The 16,174-nt window shown below is 68.5% G+C and carries 14 protein-coding genes; 4 read left to right on the top strand and 10 right to left on the bottom strand.

Annotation, left to right across the window (positions count from 1 at the left end):
• Positions 1-61: 61 nt before the first annotated feature.
• Complete coding sequence (locus tag BLV94_RS14220; RefSeq protein ID WP_072948404.1) at positions 62-685, top strand: alpha/beta hydrolase; 624 nt, start codon at positions 62-64, stop codon at positions 683-685.
• A 51-nt stretch (positions 686-736) separates the two neighbouring features.
• Here the strand turns inward: BLV94_RS14220 and BLV94_RS14215 are convergent, their stop codons facing one another.
• The 4 genes from BLV94_RS14215 to BLV94_RS14200 all read right to left on the bottom strand — a co-directional run bounded on the left by BLV94_RS14215 (position 737) and on the right by BLV94_RS14200 (position 4,957).
• Positions 737-2,527 (bottom strand): AMP-dependent synthetase/ligase, encoded by a 1,791-nt coding sequence (locus BLV94_RS14215; RefSeq protein ID WP_072948349.1) that lies wholly within the window; start codon positions 2,525-2,527, stop codon positions 737-739.
• 139 nt (positions 2,528-2,666) lie between these two features.
• Positions 2,667-3,371: a heme peroxidase gene (locus BLV94_RS14210; RefSeq protein ID WP_072948405.1), complete on the bottom strand. Its 705-nt coding sequence runs from the start codon at positions 3,369-3,371 to the stop codon at positions 2,667-2,669.
• 99 nt (positions 3,372-3,470) lie between these two features.
• Positions 3,471-4,100: a phosphoribosyltransferase gene (locus tag BLV94_RS14205; RefSeq protein WP_072948351.1), complete on the bottom strand. Its 630-nt coding sequence runs from the start codon at positions 4,098-4,100 to the stop codon at positions 3,471-3,473.
• A 59-nt stretch (positions 4,101-4,159) separates the two neighbouring features.
• Positions 4,160-4,957, bottom strand: a complete 798-nt coding sequence (locus BLV94_RS14200; RefSeq protein WP_072948353.1) for a carbon-nitrogen hydrolase family protein — start codon at positions 4,955-4,957, stop codon at positions 4,160-4,162.
• 109 nt (positions 4,958-5,066) lie between these two features.
• On the opposite strand from BLV94_RS14200, the gene BLV94_RS14195 reads away from it, so the two are divergent.
• Entirely contained in the window at positions 5,067-6,833 is a 1,767-nt protein-coding gene (locus tag BLV94_RS14195) for a DEAD/DEAH box helicase (RefSeq protein WP_072948355.1), read from the top strand.
• Positions 6,834-6,866: 33 nt separating this feature from the next.
• Here the strand turns inward: BLV94_RS14195 and BLV94_RS14190 are convergent, their stop codons facing one another.
• Both BLV94_RS14190 and BLV94_RS14185 read right to left on the bottom strand, forming a co-directional pair.
• On the bottom strand, positions 6,867-7,496 hold the full coding sequence (locus tag BLV94_RS14190) for a hypothetical protein (RefSeq protein ID WP_072948357.1): 630 nt from the start codon (positions 7,494-7,496) through the stop codon (positions 6,867-6,869).
• 87 nt (positions 7,497-7,583) lie between these two features.
• On the bottom strand, positions 7,584-8,135 hold the full coding sequence (locus BLV94_RS14185; RefSeq protein WP_072948359.1) for a DinB family protein: 552 nt from the start codon (positions 8,133-8,135) through the stop codon (positions 7,584-7,586).
• A gap of 152 nt (positions 8,136-8,287) precedes the next feature.
• Here BLV94_RS14185 and treS point away from each other — a divergent pair, with 152 nt between their 5' ends.
• Positions 8,288-10,144 carry a maltose alpha-D-glucosyltransferase gene (treS, locus tag BLV94_RS14180; RefSeq protein WP_072948407.1) on the top strand — a complete coding sequence of 619 codons (1,857 nt, stop codon included), beginning with the start codon at positions 8,288-8,290 and terminating at the stop codon, positions 10,142-10,144.
• Positions 10,141-11,544, top strand: coding sequence for a maltokinase N-terminal cap-like domain-containing protein (locus tag BLV94_RS14175; protein ID WP_072948361.1), 1,404 nt, complete (start codon positions 10,141-10,143; stop codon positions 11,542-11,544). Before treS ends, BLV94_RS14175 begins: the two co-directional genes overlap by 4 nt.
• On the opposite strand, the gene BLV94_RS14170 is transcribed toward BLV94_RS14175, so the two are convergent.
• The 4 genes from BLV94_RS14170 to BLV94_RS14155 form a co-directional block, all read right to left on the bottom strand.
• Positions 11,525-13,423, bottom strand: a complete 1,899-nt coding sequence (locus tag BLV94_RS14170; RefSeq protein WP_072948363.1) for an ABC transporter ATP-binding protein — start codon at positions 13,421-13,423, stop codon at positions 11,525-11,527. The two genes, BLV94_RS14175 and BLV94_RS14170, sit on opposite strands and share 20 nt — an antisense overlap.
• A gap of 102 nt (positions 13,424-13,525) precedes the next feature.
• Positions 13,526-14,128: an AMIN-like domain-containing (lipo)protein gene (locus tag BLV94_RS14165; protein WP_072948365.1), complete on the bottom strand. Its 603-nt coding sequence runs from the start codon at positions 14,126-14,128 to the stop codon at positions 13,526-13,528.
• A gap of 24 nt (positions 14,129-14,152) precedes the next feature.
• Positions 14,153-14,581 carry a YchJ family protein gene (locus BLV94_RS14160; RefSeq protein WP_072948367.1) on the bottom strand — a complete coding sequence of 143 codons (429 nt, stop codon included), beginning with the start codon at positions 14,579-14,581 and terminating at the stop codon, positions 14,153-14,155.
• On the bottom strand, positions 14,578-16,140 hold the full coding sequence (locus tag BLV94_RS14155; protein ID WP_072948369.1) for a long-chain-fatty-acid--CoA ligase: 1,563 nt from the start codon (positions 16,138-16,140) through the stop codon (positions 14,578-14,580). The genes BLV94_RS14160 and BLV94_RS14155 overlap by 4 nt, the downstream gene beginning before the upstream one ends.
• Between the last annotated feature and the right edge of the window lie 34 nt (positions 16,141-16,174).

The following is a 16,174-nucleotide window of genomic DNA, read 5'->3' as shown; positions in this document are numbered from 1 at the left end:
TGCCGGTGAGTTCACCCGGCCGATTGTGCCATCGGGGTGCGACACGTCCAGAATGGCAGCCATGCCCTTCTTCGACGGCCACTCCGGACGAGTCCACTACCGGCACTGGAGCGCGGTGGGAGGACCCGTCGTCCAGCTGGTGTTTCTGCACGGGATGGGGCAGCACACGGGGCATTACCACCGGTTCGCGCGCGGGCTGACGCCGGCGGGAATCGGGGTGTGGGGAATCGACCAGGCAGGTCACGGCCTGTCCGAGGGCGACCACCCCGGCACCGTCGCGCAGCTGGCGGAGGACGCCGCGCTCGTCACCCGCCTCGCGGAGCAGCACGCGCCGGACGTCCCGCGCGTGCTGATGGGGCACTCCCTCGGGGCCGCCGTCTCGATGGAACTTCTCCTGCGCGGCGACTCCGGATTCCGGCGCGCGATTCTCTGCGGGACCCCGAAGACCGCCGCCGTGCAGCAGACGGCGGACGCGCTGGGTTCGCTGGAAATCCCGTTGCTCGCGGTGCACGGCGTGGACGACCGCATGGCCCCGATCGATCCCGTCCGGGACTGGGCGGCGGGCATCGCGGGCCTCGAACTACGGGAGTTCGACGACGCCGGACACGACCTGCTGCACGAGAAGGTCCACGCCGCCGTCACCGCGGTGGTCCGCGATTTCGTGCTGGGCGCTGCGCGCCCGTGAGCGGCTGAGGAGTGCAGGGACTCCGTAACCACTCACGGGCGGCGGAGCCGCTTACGCGTAGATGGCCTCGATGGCCGCGCCGTGCTCCTTGTGGATGACGTTGCGCTTGAGCTTCAGCGTGGGCGTGAGCTCACCGGTCTCCTGCGTGAAGTCGACCTCGAGGATGCGGTACTTCTTGATCCGCTCCGGGTTGGACACCTTCTTGTTGCCCTCGGCGACGGCCTCGTCGATCTCGGCGACCAGGTCGGGGTTCTTCACCAGTTCGGACACCGGGGTGTCGGCGGCCAGCCCGTGGCGTTCCTTCCAGCCCGGGAGGGTCTCGGAGTCGAGGGTGATGAGCGCGCCGATGAACGGCTTGCCGTCGCCGACCACGAGGCACTGGCTGATCAGCGGGTGCGCGCGGAGGGCGTCCTCGAGGACCGCGGGCGCGACGTTCTTGCCGCCCGCGGTGACGATGATTTCCTTCTTGCGGCCGGTGATCGAGATGTAGCCCTCTTCGTCGATCGAGCCGAGGTCGCCGGTGTGGAACCAGCCGTCCCGGATCGAATCCGCCGTGGCCTGATCGTTGTGCCAGTACCCGCCGAACACGACGGGACCCTTCAGGAGCAGTTCGCCGTCCTCGCCGATCTTGGCGGCGTGGCCGTCGATCGGCTTGCCGACGGTGCCGACCTTCTGTGCGCGGGTGGTGTTCACCGAGATGGCGGCGCTGGTCTCGGTGAGACCGTAGCCCTCGTACACCGGGACGCCGATGCCGCGGAAGAAGTGACCGAGGCGTGCACCGAGCGCGGCGCCGCCGGAGACGGCGCGGTCGCACTCGCCGCCGAGCGCGGTGCGCAGCTTCGAGTAGACGAGCTTGTCGAACAGGGCGTGCTTGAGCTTGAGGCCCAGCCCGGCGCCGCCGGTGTCCTGCGCCTCGCTGTACGCGATCGCCGTGGCCGACGCCTTCTCGAAGATACTGCCCTTGCCGCCGTCGTACGCCTTCTGCTTGGCGGAGTTGTAGACCTTTTCGAACACGCGCGGCACCGACAGGATGAAGTGCGGCTTGAACGCGGCGAACTGGTCGAGCAGCGTCGTGAGGTCGGCGGTGTGCGCGACCGTGACCTTGGCGTCGAACGCCCCGAACGAGATGGCGCGGGCGAAGACGTGCGCGAGGGGCAGGAACATCAGGGTGCGCCTGCCCGCGTACATCGCGTCGCTGAGCGCCAGCTTCACGGCCGCGGACTCCGCGTAGAAGTTGGAGTGCGTCAACTGCACGCCCTTGGGGCGGCCCGTGGTGCCCGACGTGTAGATCAGGGTCGCGGGGGACGACGCGCGCACCTGGTGGCGACGCTCGTGCAGCTGCTCGTCGGTGACGCTCTCGCCGCGCTTCGACAGTTCCTCGATCGCGCCCGCGCCCTCGATCTGCAGGACCTCGCGCAGGTCGGGGGCGCCGTCGGTGACGACCTTCAGCGCGTCGGCCTGCTTCGCGTTCTCGACGACCAGCAGCGACGTGCCGGAGTCCTCGAGGATCCACTTGGCCTGATCGGGTGCGGACGTTTCGTAGATGGCGACGGTGCACCCGCCCGCCGTCCAGATCGCGTAGTCGATGACGACCCACTCGTACCGGGTCGCGGAGAGGATCGCGACGCGGTCACCGAGTTCGACGCCCGAAGCGATGAGGCCCTTCGCGACGGCGGAGACCTGCTGCGCGAACTCGGCTGCGGTGACGTCTACCCACCCACCGTTGCCCGGGCGCTTGAACGGAACGAACTTCGGGTCTTCCTCGGCATGACGGAAGACCGTGTCCGCCATGGAGGCGTCCTCCGGAATTGAGAACGACTGCGGTACCGAGAATTCACGCACTATGACCCCTCCACTGAAACGACATGACGGATGTGCATTCGATCACATTTGTCCTAGTTTCGCACCAGGACCGATGTCCGTTATGTGTATTTCCGTTCTGACCAGCGGAGATTAGTGTAACTCGGCGTAAACTGATAACTCAGGCGGCCTCTTCCAGGCGGCGCGAGTTGGCGGACAGCCAGCGCCGGATCGCGTAGTTCAACTGGTCCGGATCGACGCCGAGTTCCGTCGCGGTCGCCTCGAGAATCTCCTCGGCCAGGCCGTCGTCGGTGGCTTCCGAGATGCCGAGCGCGCCGCTGATGAAGACGTCCGCCACCCGGTTCGGCCGCACCCCGGGGATGCCGGCGAGCATCAGGAAGTGCGCCCACGTGACGTCGCTGCTCTCCCCGCACACCTCGATCCACGCATCGTGTATCTGCTCCAGGGCGGCTTCGTCCCGGGCGGCCTCGAGGAGGTCGTCGATGCTGTTGATGCGCAGCTGGTGGAGTCGCTCCGCCGCCAGCTGGATGTGGCGCGCCTCGATCGGCACGCCGGTGGCGGTGTACCGCCGCTTGTACGAGCCGACCTTGCCCGCCCACTGATCCGAGCTGCCCGCCTCCTCGAACGTGCGGAGCAGGTCGCGGGCGCCGTCGGTGAGGGGCTGATCGGGGTGTGCCCGCCGGTACGCCAGGTAGCGGTCGACCACGGCGACCTCGCTGTGCCCGGCGCTCGACTGCACCGATTCGATGATGCAGAGCGCGAGGCTGTGCCGGTAGGCATCGGAGGTGACCCAGCCGGACGGGTCGCCCAATCGGTCGCGGCACGCGGAAACGACGGTTTCGACGGTATCGGCAGAGACGGTCACGAGATCCTCCAAAGGCAGTCTGTTCTGTGCTCTGTCCGGTGTATCGACAGGGCCTCCGGGAACGTTGCACTGGAGCTGAAGATTCCTCGAGAACGACCGTCAGCGGGGCGTCAAAAGGTCTGTGACCTCGCTGTCCGAGAGTTGATGGAAATCGGCGTACGCGTTGCCGACGCCGCCGAGATCGGCTGGGGTGTAGGGGCAGACCACTTCGTCGGCGGTGACACGCAAGCGACCGACCGCCTCGGGCGCCGCCACCGGAACCGCGACGATCACCCGCGCCGCGCCCAGCTTCTTCACCGACTGGCAGGCCACCGCTGCGGTCGCGCCCGTGGCCATGCCGTCGTCGACGAGAACGGCGATGCGGCCCCTCAGCGACGCCCGCGGCCTGCCGCCGCGCAGCACCCGTGCCCGCCGCTCGAGTTCGTGGCGCTCCTTCGCCTCCACCATGGCGAGCGACGTCTTGCTGACCCGGGCGATGCGGAGAACGTCGTCGTTGATCACCCGGGACTCGCCCTCGCCGATCGCGCCCATCGCGAGTTCCGGCTGCCACGGGACGCCCAGTTTGCGGACGAGCACGACGTCGAGGGGTGCCGACAGGGCCGCGGCGATCTCGAATGCGACGGGGACGCCGCCGCGCGGCAGTCCGAGCACCACCAGGTCGGTTCCGCGCAAGTGGTCCAGTGCGGCGGCCAGTCGGCGACCGGCGTCGGCGCGACTGGTGTACAACATCGAACGCTCCGTGATCGTGGAGAACGGCTCGTCTCCGACGCTACTCCCGATCGGGGCGCTCAGATCTCGCTGACGGTGAATCGGCGCAGGGCGAGGGCGGGATTCTTCTCCCGCACCTCGGTGATCCGCTCCGCATCGACCGCCGCGACCGCGGTTCCCACCCGCTCACCGAGCGAAACGAGGGTCACACCCATCGGGTCGACGATCATGCTGTTCCCGGCCCCGGTGCGCGCGCTCTGATCGGCGGCCGCCACGTACACGGTGTTCTCGATCGCGCGCGCCCGGATCAGGGTCGACCAGTGATCCTCCTTGAGCGGCCCGGGCACCCACTGCGCCGGCAGCAGCAGCACGTCGGCGCCCGCGTCGACGATCCGCCGGGTGACCTCGGGGAACCGGAGGTCGTAGCAGGTCTGCATTCCGAACGTGAGGCCGTCGACGGCGAACGTCTCCGGGGCGCCGATCTCCCCGGCGCGGATGACGTCGGATTCCTTGTAGCCGAATGCGTCGTACAGGTGGAGTTTGCGGTACGTGGCGACGATGTCGCCGCCGGGCCCGAGCGCGACGAGGGTGTTGGAGATGCGGTCGTCCCCGGGCAGCGCCTCGTTGACTCCCGCCACCAGATGGACGTCGAGTTCCTTTGCGGTCGAGGCCAGCCCGCCGACGAACTCGCCGTCCAGGGCCTCTGCCGATTCGACGATCCGCTCGTCCGTTCTGGGCGCCGTGAACATCGCGTACTCCGGCGCCACCACCACCTTCGCGCCGCGGCCCGCGGCCTCGGCGGCGAGCGTCCGGACCGTACGCAGGTTCTCCTGCTTGTCCTGACCGGGAGCGAACTGAATGACAGCGACATCGACCATGCCGTCCACGCTAGGCGACGACCGCGCGGCGGGTGTCTCCCGTCCCGGTCGCCGCCGATTTCCGCGGCGTGGCGTTGCAGTGTGGACTCGTGCACTAAACTGCTGGTCAATGAGTGATATCGAGCGTGACCCCGAACCCCCCACTTTTGCCGACCTCGACATCGACGATCGGGTCTTGAAGGCACTGTCCGATGTGGGCTACGAGTCGCCCTCGCCGATCCAGGCCGCCACCATTCCGCCGCTCCTCGCAGGCAACGACGTCGTCGGCCTCGCGCAGACCGGCACCGGCAAGACCGCTGCGTTCGCGGTACCGATCCTCTCGAAGATCGACCTGACGCAGAAGTCGCCGCAGGCGTTGGTCCTCGCGCCGACCCGCGAACTGGCCCTGCAGGTCGCGGAGGCGTTCGGCAAGTACTCCGCCCACATCCCGGGCCTGCACGTCCTGCCGATCTACGGCGGCCAGAGCTACGGCGTCCAGCTGTCGGGGCTCCGGCGCGGGGCGCACGTCGTGGTGGGCACGCCCGGCCGGGTGATCGACCACCTGGAGAAGGGCACCCTCGACCTGTCCAAGCTCTCCTACCTCGTCCTGGACGAGGCCGACGAGATGCTGAAGATGGGGTTCCAGGAGGACGTCGAGCGCATCCTCTCCGACACCCCCGAATACAAGCAGGTCGCGCTGTTCTCGGCCACCATGCCGGGCGCCATCCGCAAGATCTCGAAGCAGTACCTGCACGATCCGGTCGAGATCACGGTGAAGTCGAAGACGTCGACGGCGTCCAACATCTCGCAGCGGTACGTCCAGGTGGCGCACCAGCGCAAACTCGACGCCCTGACGCGTGTCCTCGAGGTCGAGGACTTCGAGGCCATGATCATCTTCGTGCGCACCAAGCAGGCCACCGAGGACCTCGCGGAACGACTGCGTTCGCGCGGCTTCTCCGCCGCGGCCATCAACGGTGACATCGTGCAGGCCCAGCGTGAGCGGACCATCGGCCAGCTCAAGAGCGGCGCCCTCGACATCCTCGTGGCCACCGACGTGGCCGCGCGTGGCCTCGACGTCGACCGCATCTCCCACGTCGTCAACTACGACATCCCGCATGACACGGAGTCGTACGTCCACCGGATCGGCCGCACCGGTCGCGCCGGGCGCGCGGGCGAGGCGCTGCTGTTCGTGGCGCCGCGCGAACGGCACCTGCTCAAGGCCATCGAGAAGGCGACCCGTCAGCCGCTCGCCGAGATGCAGCTGCCCAGCGTCGACGACGTCAACGCGCAGCGTGTGTCCAAGTTCGGCGACTCGATCACCGAGAGCCTGACCTCCGACAACCTGGCGTTGTTCCGCAAGATGATCGAGGACTACGAGCAGGAGCACGACGTTCCGCTCGCCGATATCGCTGCCGCGCTCGCGGTGCAGTCGCGTGACGGTGAGGCGTTCCTCATGGCGCCCGAACCGCCGCCCGCGCCCCGCCGTGAACGTGAACCCCGTGAACCCCGCCCGCCGCGCCGATTCGACGACGGCCCTCCGACCCGCTCGCGCGGACCGGAAGGCCAGGAGCTCGCGACGTACCGCATCGCGGTCGGCAAGCGGCACCGGGTGGTGCCGGGGGCGATCGTCGGTGCCATCGCGAACGAGGGCGGGCTACGGCGCAGCGACTTCGGGCACATCAGCATCCGCCCGGACCACAGCCTGGTGGAATTGCCCGCCGACCTGTCCAGCGAAACCCTCGAGGCTTTGCGCCGCACCCGGATCTCCGGTGTGCTGATCCAGCTGCAGCCCGACTCGGGGCCGCCGTCGGGTCGTCCGGGCCGTGGTGGCCGCGACGACCGAGCCGGCGGAAAGTTCCAGCGCGACCGGGACGACAGGAAAAGGCCGCGCGAGTAGTCCTCGCGCGGCCCTGACCGGGGTCCCCGGCGGTTACGCCGGGGGAGCGGGAGCCGGGGCGGGCTGCGCAGCCTCGGCAGGCAGCGGGCCCTCCTCGGGAACGAAGAACGAACCGACGGTCGGCAGCACGTAGCAGGTCGCGCTGGTGTAGTCGACGGTGCCGAAGATCGATGCCACGACGGTGCCCGCGCCCGTTGCCACCACCTTGTTCAGCGCGGGGTAGCCGTCTTCCGTGAGCCCGTCGAGGGGCAGGATGCCGCTGCCGCCGGTGCTCGTGTTGATCCAGGCGACGTTCAGTCCCGACGACTTCACGACACCGGGATAGGCGGAGAGGGCCTGGAAGCTGATCTCGTGCGCCTTCACCTCGGCGGTGGGCCCGGTGGTGCCCGACGCCAGCGTCAGCGTGACCGGTGCGAGGGTGCCGCATCCCACGGTCGGTGCGGTGTAGAAGAACGGTGTGTTCTCACCCGCGACGTCACGCAGCACGGTCGACGTGGCCAGCGCCTCGACCGCGGCCTTCTCCTCGGGCTTGTCGGCCTGGGTGCGGAGTTCGGCGAGTCCGGGGACGTCGGGGGTGGCCGGGTCCGCCGCTGCCGTGCCCGCGAGGCCGAAAGCCGCGATACCGACCGTTGCCGTCGCGATCGTGCGTCGCATCACGCTCATACCGTCCACCTGAACTCCTCATTGTCTCGTTCGGGCAGCTCTGCAGCGCCGCCCGAGCGGAGAATTTACCCGAGAGCGGGGAAACAGTCAGGACCAGCTGCCGCCGCCGGCCAGCGTATCGGCCCGCGCGCCGTCGAGAGACTGCCGAATGACGTCGGCGTGACCGGCGTGCCGGGCGAGTTCCTCGATCTGGTGCAGCAACATGTAACGCACTGTGAACACGACTCCCGACGTCATCCACTGCGCCACGTCGGCGGGCAGGTCGACGTCGCGGTCCAGGTCGGTTTCGGCGGCGACCGCGGCCTCGGTGGCGCGCTGCGCGGCGTCGAAGCGGGCGAGAAGGACGTCGACGGTCTCGTCCTCGGCGACGTTCCATGCCGCCATCCACGCAGCCACCGGATCGTCGCCGGCACCGCGCGGGGTGCCGGTGATGCGGGCGGTCATCGCCTCCTCGCCGTCGATCACGTGTTTGAGGACGGACGCCAGGCTCATCTCGCTCGCGCTGGGCACGCTGCGGACCTGCTCCTCCGTCAGGCCGGACACCGCATTGCGGAACGCGGTGCGCTGGTTGTCCAGCATGAGGAGAAGGAGTCCGCGCTCGTCGGAAATGGGGGCTGGGGTGCTGGGTGTCTCGTTCATGCATTCAGTGTTGCGCGGATAGCGGACACCTACTGTCCTCGATTGGAAGTCTGCGCGCGTTCCCAGCGGTCCTGGCAGGACCGACCTACGATCGAGGCACGTGTCCGGGGAACATCCCTGTTCCTGTGATCGAGTCGCGAACCGAGGTGCTTATGCCCCTGGAAGATTCGTCGTCGGCCTTCGCCGACCCGCCCCGAGAGGGCGCGGCCCCACCGGAACACGACCTCGAAGGCCACATCATCGAGGCCCGTTCCGAGGACTTCTTCCACGCCAGAGAACTGCAAGTCGACAACGAGTGGTTCAAGACCGCGGTGTTCTACGAGGTTCTGGTCCGCGCGTTCTTCGATTCCTCGGGAGACGGAACGGGCGATCTCCGGGGGCTGACGTCCAAACTCGACTACCTGTCCTGGCTCGGCGTCGACTGTCTGTGGCTGCCACCGTTCTACGACTCACCGCTACGCGACGGCGGATACGACATCCGCGACTTCCGTGCCGTGCTCCCGGAATTCGGGACGGTCGAGGATTTCGTCCAGCTCTTCGATCAGGCGCACCGCCGCGGGATCAGGGTCATCACGGACCTGGTCATGAACCACACGTCCGACACCCACGCCTGGTTCCAGGAGTCGCGCAACGACCCCGACGGCCCGTACGGCGACTTCTACGTCTGGTCCGACCGCGACGCAGGGTATCCGGACGCGCGGATCATCTTCGTCGACACGGAGACCTCCAACTGGACGTGGGATCCGGTGCGCAAGCAGTACTACTGGCACCGCTTCTTCTCCCACCAGCCGGACCTGAACTACGACAATCCCGACGTCCAGGACGCGATGATCGACGTGCTGCGGTTCTGGCTGGACCTCGGAATCGACGGCTTCCGGCTGGACGCGGTGCCCTACCTGTTCGAGCGGGAGGGCACCAACTGCGAGAACCTGCCCGAGACCCACGCGTTCCTCAAGAAGTGCAGAGCCGTCATGGACGCCGAGTACCCGGGGCGGGCGCTGCTCGCCGAAGCCAACCAGTGGCCATCGGACGTCGTGGAGTACTTCGGGGAGCCCAATGTCGGCGACGAGTGCCACATGGCGTTCCACTTCCCGCTGATGCCGCGCATCTTCATGGCGGTGCGGCGGCAGAACCGTTTTCCGATCTCCGAGATCCTCGCGCAGACCCCGCCGATTCCGAGTTCGTGCCAATGGGGAATCTTCCTCCGGAACCACGACGAGTTGACGCTCGAAATGGTGTCGGACGAGGAGCGTGACTACATGTATTCCGAGTACGCGCAGGACCCGCGGATGAAGGCGAACATCGGCATCCGGCGGCGCCTCGCGCCGCTGCTCGAGAACGACCGCAACCAGCTCGAGCTGTTCACCGCGCTGCTGCTGAGCCTGCCGGGTTCGCCCGTCCTCTACTACGGTGACGAGATCGGCATGGGCGACAACATCTGGCTCGGCGACCGGGACTCGGTGCGGACGCCGATGCAGTGGACGCCCGACCGCAACGCCGGATTCTCCCGCGCCGACCCGGCGCGAATGTATCTGCCGGTCATCATGGACCCCACGTACGGCTATCAGTCGGTGAACGTCGAGTCGCAGATGAACTCGACCAACTCGTTGCTGCACTGGACCCGCCGGCTGATCCAGGTTCGCAAGCAGCACCCGGCGTTCGGAACGGCCTCGTTCACAGAACTCGGCAGTGCGAACCCGGCCGTGTTGTCGTATGTGCGGGAGACCCCGCCGAGCGAGGACCGCGCGTACAGCGACGTCATCCTGTGCGTCAACAACCTGTCCCGGTTCCCGCAGGCGGTGATCCTGGACCTCACCCAGTTCACCGGCCGAATCCCCGTGGAGCTCACCGGCTCCGTTCCCTTTCCCACGATCGGGGACGACGGGTACATGATCACGCTGCCCGGTCACGGCTTCTTCTGGTTCGCGCTGCAACCGGATCCCAAATCCGACGGCGCGGTGAGCGGACACCCGGTCAGCAGCGAAGCGGAACAGGCGGTGCAGCAGTGAACGAACCCACCAGCGGACGCATTCCCGACGAGACCCTCGAACGGCAACTCGTCCGATGGTTGCCGGACCGGAGGTGGTTCGCCGCGAAGGGCAACACCATCTCGGCGGTACGGATCCTGCTCCGCCACGAGCTGACGTCGGTCTTCGGGTTCTCCGCCGAGCACCTGCTGGTGTCGGTGGAATTCGAGGCGGGCCCGGCGCAGGTGTACCAGGTGCCGCTGGGGTTCCGCAGTCATCTGCCCGAGGACCTCGAACCGTGGGCGTTGCCGGACGGCGACGGCAACGGCATGATCGCGTACGACGGACTGCACGACGCCGAGGTCATCACCCTGTACGCGGACCTGCTGGCCGAGGCGCAGGGTTCCGGACCGGTGCAGTTGAAGACCGTGCCGGGCACGGTGATCGAACCGGGGCTGCGTGGGCGAACCCTCGGCGCGGAGCAGTCGAACACGTCGGTGGTGCTGGGGGAGAAGTTGCTCATGAAGATCTTCCGCCTGGTCACACCCGGGGTGAATCCCGACGTGGAACTCCATCTGGCGCTCGCCGGCGCGGGCAGTGAATACGTGGCCACGCTGCGGGCGTGGATGGAGACGGATGTCGCCGGGATTCTCACCACGCTTGCGATGGTGCAGGACTTCGAGGCCAATTCGGCGGACGGGTGGAGCATGGCGCTGGGCAGCGTCCGCGACCTCCTCATCGAGGCGGATCTCCACGCCGCGGAGTTGGGGACGGACTTCGCCGGTGAGTCCCATCGCATGGGCGCTGCCGTCGCCGAGGTGCACTCGACGCTGGCGCGTGCGCTGGGTGCGGAGGAGCGGCAGGTGGCGTCGACGACGGTGGAGGCGATGAACCGCAGGCTGGACGCCGCCACCGCAATCGTTCCCGAACTGGGGGAGGTGGCCGCCGCGGTGCGGGACAAGTTCGCCGAGGCGGAAGCGCTGGGCGCCACCGCCGTCCAGCGGATTCACGGGGACCTGCACCTCGGTCAGGTGCTGCGGACACCGGAGCGGTGGCTGCTCATCGACTTCGAAGGCGAGCCAGCCAAGACGCTCGACGAGCGCCGGGAACGGGACAGTCCGTTGCGGGACGTCGCGGGAATGCTGCGGTCCTTCGACTACGCTGCCCACCACCTGCTGGCCGATTCGGTGCCGATGGGGGCGATGGGAGCGGCGTCGCAACGGGACTTCCGCGCGAGGGAATGGGCCCAGCGCAACGCCGACGCCTTCTGCGAGGGCTATGCCTCGGTGTCGGGCACCGATCCGCGAGAGGCGGCGGCGTTGCTCCGGGCCTACGAACTCGACAAGGCGGTGTACGAGACGGTGTACGAGGCGAGGAACCGCCCGCAGTGGATCGGCTTGCCCCTCTCCGCCATTCGCAGACTCACCGCAGCACCTCGGTGAGGGCCGGGGACGAGACCGTGCCCGTATCGAACTGGGTGCGGTACAGCTCTTCGTACCGGCCGCCCGCGGCGAGCAGTTCGGAGTGGGTGCCGCGTTCGACGATGCGCCCGGCCTCGACCACGAGGATCAGATCCGCCGCGCGCACGGTCGACAACCGGTGCGCGATCACCACGGCGGTGCGGCCGGCGAGGGCCTCGCCCAGCGCCTCCTGGACGGCGGCCTCGGACGTGGAGTCGAGGTGCGCCGTCGCCTCGTCGAGGATGACCACCCGCGGATGCGCGAGCAGCAGGCGAGCGATGGTCAGCCGCTGGCGTTCGCCGCCGGACAGTCGGTAGCCGCGTTCGCCGACCACCGTGTCGAGGCCGTCGGGAAGGGCGGCGACGAGGTCGGTGAGCCGAGCGCGTTCCAGGACCTCCGCGAGTTCGGCCGGCGTGGCGCCGGGGCGGGCGAGCAAGAGGTTGGCTCGAACGGTGTCGTGGAAGAGATGCCCGTCCTGGGTCACCATTCCGACGGTGGCCCGCACCGAGTCGGCGGTCAGGTCCCGCACGTCGACCCCGCCGAGTTTCACCGAGCCCGCGTCCGCGTCGTAGAGCCGGGGAACCAGTTGGGCGATGGTGGACTTGCCGGCCCCGGACGATCCCACCAGGGCGACCATCTGCCCGGGTTCGGCGCGGAACGACAGTCGGTGCAGCACGTCGACGCCGCCGCGGGTGTCGAGGGTCGCGACCTCTTCGAGCGACGCCAGCGACACCTTGTCGGCCGAGGGATACGCGAACTCCACCGAGTCGAACTCCACCGACACGGGGCCCTCGGGCACCGCGACCGCGTCGGGCTTCTCGGCGATCAGCGGCGTCAGGTCGAGGACCTCGAAGACGCGCTCGAAGCTCACCAGCGCGCTCATCACGTCCATGCGTGCGCTGGCCAGCGCGGTAAGGGGCGAGTAGAGGCGGGTGAGCAGCATCGCCATCGCGACCACCGCTCCCGCGTCGAGTTGTCCGCGCAGTGCGTAGAACCCGCCCAGTCCGTAGACGAGGGCCAGCGCGAGCGCCGAGACGAGGGTGAGCGCGGTGACGAACACCGACTGCAGCATGGCCGTGCGGACGCCGATGTTCCGGACTCGCCGCGCGCGGACCGCGAATTCGGCGGATTCCTCGGACGGACGGCCGAACAGCTTGACGAGCGTGGCGCCCGGCGCCGAGAACCGCTCCGTCATCTGCGTGCTCATCACCGAATTGTGGTTGGCCGCCTCACGATTGAGTTGCGCGAGCCGCGCGCCCATCGTGCGCGCGGGCAGGACGAAGATCGGCAGCAGCAGCAGTGCGCACAGCGTGATCTGCCAGGAGATCCCGATCATCACGATCAGCGTGATGCCCAGCGTGACCAGGTTGGACACCACACCTGACAAGGTGTCGCTGAATGCGCGCTGCGCACCGATCACGTCGTTGTTGAGGCGGCTGACCAGCGCGCCGGTGCGGGTGCGGGTGAAGAAGGCGATCGGCATCCGCTGCACGTGGTCGAACACGGCGGTGCGCAGGTCGAGGATCAGGTCCTCGCCGATGCTCGCCGACAACCACCGCGTCCACAGCGCGAGTGCGGATTCGAGGACGGCGATGACCGCGATGAGCGCCGCGAGACGCACGATCACGGACACCGCGTCGCCGCCGACGATGGCGTTCACGACGCGGCCCGCCAGCACCGGGGTGGCCACGGCCAGCGCGGCCGTGACGACGCTGAGCAGCAGGTACCACGCGAGGTTGCGGCGGTGCGGCCGGGCGAAACGGGCGATCCGCCGCAACGTCGTCCGGGAGAAGGGGCGTCGATCTTCCTGGGCGTGCATCGCGTTGTACATCGCGTTCCACGCCGTGACTTCCATGCTCATGCCGGCGGCCTCCTGTCGCTGTCCCCCCACGGTAGAGCCGGGGTATGACATGACCGTAGAACCTCAACTTAACTCGAGGTCAAGCAGCGGGCGCGGGAAGCGTCACTTCGCGACGTCGACGACCACCCGCGTCGGATCGGACAGGGTGGACACCGTGAACGGACGGCCGGGCGCGCTCACGCCGATGAACGACTGGGTGACGCCTTCGAACACGAGCGCACCGTTGACCTCGGTCACCGTGCCGCCGGGAACACCGGGCACCGGATTGGGGCCCGAGTAGCCCTCCACGTCGCTGTCGAACGGGTACGCCGAGCCGTCGATCTGCACCTGCAGGATGCCGTTGCCCGACACCGGGATCGTCTTGCCGCTGCCGTCCTGCACGGCCTGGTCCACGTATGCGACCCGCCAGCCCGGGGTGCCCTTGCCGCCGAGTTCGTACACCACGCGGTCGAATCCCTCGTGCCCGCCGACGCGGACGTCGGTGACGGTGAGCTTCGCGGACTCGGACGCCGCGGACGACTTCGGCGACGCGTCGGTCGGGATCGGTGCCGACTCGGATTCGAGTGCGCTGCCGGTGGTGGCCGCGGAGGCAGGCGACGTCGCCGCCACACTGCTGGCGGAGTTCGACTCCGAGCATCCGGTGAGCATCAGGGCCAGCGTGCAGGCGGCGAACGCGGCGAAGGGACCGATCCGGTGGTTGATCATGATCCGATCGTAGGCCGGGGCCGATCACAGACGCGGGAGCCCCGGGCGTGGCGTCGCGATCGCGTCCAGGTACAGCCAGTTGCCGTCCTCACGGACGAATCGGCTGTTCTCGTGCAGCGATTCGCGGTGGCCGTCCAGCACGAAGTGCGCACGGAACTCGACGGTGCCGGTGGTGTCGAGCAGACCGCCGCCGGTCGTGCCCAGGATGTCGAGGCGGGTCCAGCGCTGCGCCGGATCGAGGTCCAGGCCCGCGGGCCGCGTGCTCGGATGCCACGTCGCGAGGAGATAATCGGCGTCCAGCACCGCGAACGCGCTGAACCGGGATCGCATCAGGCGCTCGGCCGTGGGCGCCTTCGCCTCGCCGCGGTGATACCTCCCGCAGCACTCGTCATACGGTTCACCGAGCAGGCAGGGGCATCGAACGGTCACGGTCCCAGTATGGACGGCGGTCACACGAGCTTGTGAGTGCGGTCCTTCCAGTACGGCGCGCGCAGTTCCCGCTTCAGGATCTTGCCGGTGGGGTTGCGCGGCAGCAGGTCGACGACGTCGACCGTCGTCGGGCACTTGAACTTCGCCAGGCGCTGACGGGTGTAGTGGATCAGTTCGTCCGGTTCGATGCTGCTTCCGGTCACCGGCACCACGACGGCCTTGACCGTCTCACCCCAGTGGTCGTCGGGAACGCCGATCACCGCGACCTCCGCCACCGCCGGGTGTTCGACGAGGACCCGTTCGATCTCGGGGGAGTACACGTTCTCGCCGCCGGTGATGATCATGTCCTTCAGCCGATCCTCGATGAACACGAAACCGTCGGCGTCCGCGCGGCCCATGTCGCCGCTGCGCAACCACCCGTCCGCGGTGATCGCCTCCGCCGTCGCCTCGGGTTTGCCGAGATAGCCGGGCGTGCGCTGGTCCGATCGCCACCACAACTCCCCGGTCTCACCGGTGGCGACGTCCTCGGCGGTGGCCGGGTCCACGATGCGCATCTCCACACCGGGAATGGGCTGTCCCGCCGACGCCATCCTCGCCTCCTGCGACTCGTCGCGATGCACGTCCGGCAGGAGTGCGGTGACCACACCCGCGCATTCGGTCATTCCGTACACCTGGACGAACTCCGCCTCCGGCCAGGCGGCGAGCGCGCTGCGCAGCAACGGCAGCGGCATCGGGGCGGCGCCGTACGTGATGCGGTGCAGCGCGCCGAACGCGGCCACGGCCTGCTCGCCCCCGGCGAGCACCCCGGCGATCACCGGCGGAACGAGGAACGCGATGTTCGCACCGGCCGCGAGCGCACCGAACAGCGACGGCGCGTCGGCCTCCCTCGTGAAATGGCAGCGGGCGCCGGCGTGCACACCCATGATCGCGTAGCAACTCCCACCGACGTGGAACAGCGGCATGGCGACGAGCAGACAGTCGTCGTGCCGTGCGGGCAGGATGTCGAGCACCGCAATGCTGTGCGCGATCAGGTTGCGGTGCGTCAGCTGAACGCCCTTGGGCCTGCCCGTGGTTCCCGAGCTGTAGAGGATCAGCGCGGTGGCCTCCGCGGCCACGTCCGGCCTCGACGACAGGACGGACGCCTCGGCGAGCCACGGCTCGAACTCGTCGTGCTCCCCGCCGACGGTGATGATCTGCTCGATGCCGGTCAGCCGGTCCCGCAAGGCCATGACTTGCTGGAGAAACTCGTTGCCCACGAACAGGATTCGCGCCTTGCAGTCGTTGATCACGTAGTCGAGTTCCTCGCCGGCCAGTCGCCAGTTGGGCACTGCGGCCGCCGCGCCGAGGAGGGAGGCGGCGTAGGTGACCTCGAGGCAGGACAGGTGGTTCTTGTCGACGAACGCGACCGTGTCGCCTGCCCCGATTCCGCCTTCTGCCAAGGCTCCCGCGACGTGCAGGATCCGGTCGTGCCACCCGGACCACGTGTAGTCGGCGCCCTGGAACTGCACGGCGACGTCGTCCGGTCGAACCTGCGCCCAGTGCGCGAGTCGGTCGAAGATGATCTCGTTCTCGGCGTCCGACATGCGCCCACCTCTCGTCTGTGACGTCAGTCACATC

This window comes from Rhodococcus koreensis (genome assembly GCF_900105905.1).
Classification (GTDB): Bacteria; Actinomycetota; Actinomycetes; order Mycobacteriales; family Mycobacteriaceae; genus Rhodococcus_F; species Rhodococcus_F koreensis.
The sequence above is the reverse complement of the archived record's forward strand: the minus strand, read 5'-3'. Positions and strand labels throughout refer to the sequence as shown.

Excerpts from the sequence above, each read along its gene's own strand:
- BLV94_RS14220 (WP_072948404.1), top strand. The coding sequence starts at position 62 with ATGCCCTTCTTCGACGGCCACTCCGGACGAGTCCACTACCGGCACTGG.
- BLV94_RS14205 (WP_072948351.1), bottom strand. The coding sequence starts at position 4,100 with ATGTTGTACACCAGTCGCGCCGACGCCGGTCGCCGACTGGCCGCCGCA.
- BLV94_RS14200 (WP_072948353.1), bottom strand. The coding sequence starts at position 4,957 with ATGGTCGATGTCGCTGTCATTCAGTTCGCTCCCGGTCAGGACAAGCAG.
- BLV94_RS14195 (WP_072948355.1), top strand. The coding sequence starts at position 5,067 with ATGAGTGATATCGAGCGTGACCCCGAACCCCCCACTTTTGCCGACCTC.
- BLV94_RS14190 (WP_072948357.1), bottom strand. The coding sequence starts at position 7,496 with ATGAGCGTGATGCGACGCACGATCGCGACGGCAACGGTCGGTATCGCG.
- BLV94_RS14185 (WP_072948359.1), bottom strand. The coding sequence starts at position 8,135 with ATGAACGAGACACCCAGCACCCCAGCCCCCATTTCCGACGAGCGCGGA.
- treS (WP_072948407.1), top strand. The coding sequence starts at position 8,288 with ATGCCCCTGGAAGATTCGTCGTCGGCCTTCGCCGACCCGCCCCGAGAG.
- BLV94_RS14170 (WP_072948363.1), bottom strand. The coding sequence starts at position 13,423 with ATGAGCATGGAAGTCACGGCGTGGAACGCGATGTACAACGCGATGCAC.
- BLV94_RS14165 (WP_072948365.1), bottom strand. The coding sequence starts at position 14,128 with ATGATCAACCACCGGATCGGTCCCTTCGCCGCGTTCGCCGCCTGCACG.
- BLV94_RS14155 (WP_072948369.1), bottom strand. The coding sequence starts at position 16,140 with ATGTCGGACGCCGAGAACGAGATCATCTTCGACCGACTCGCGCACTGG.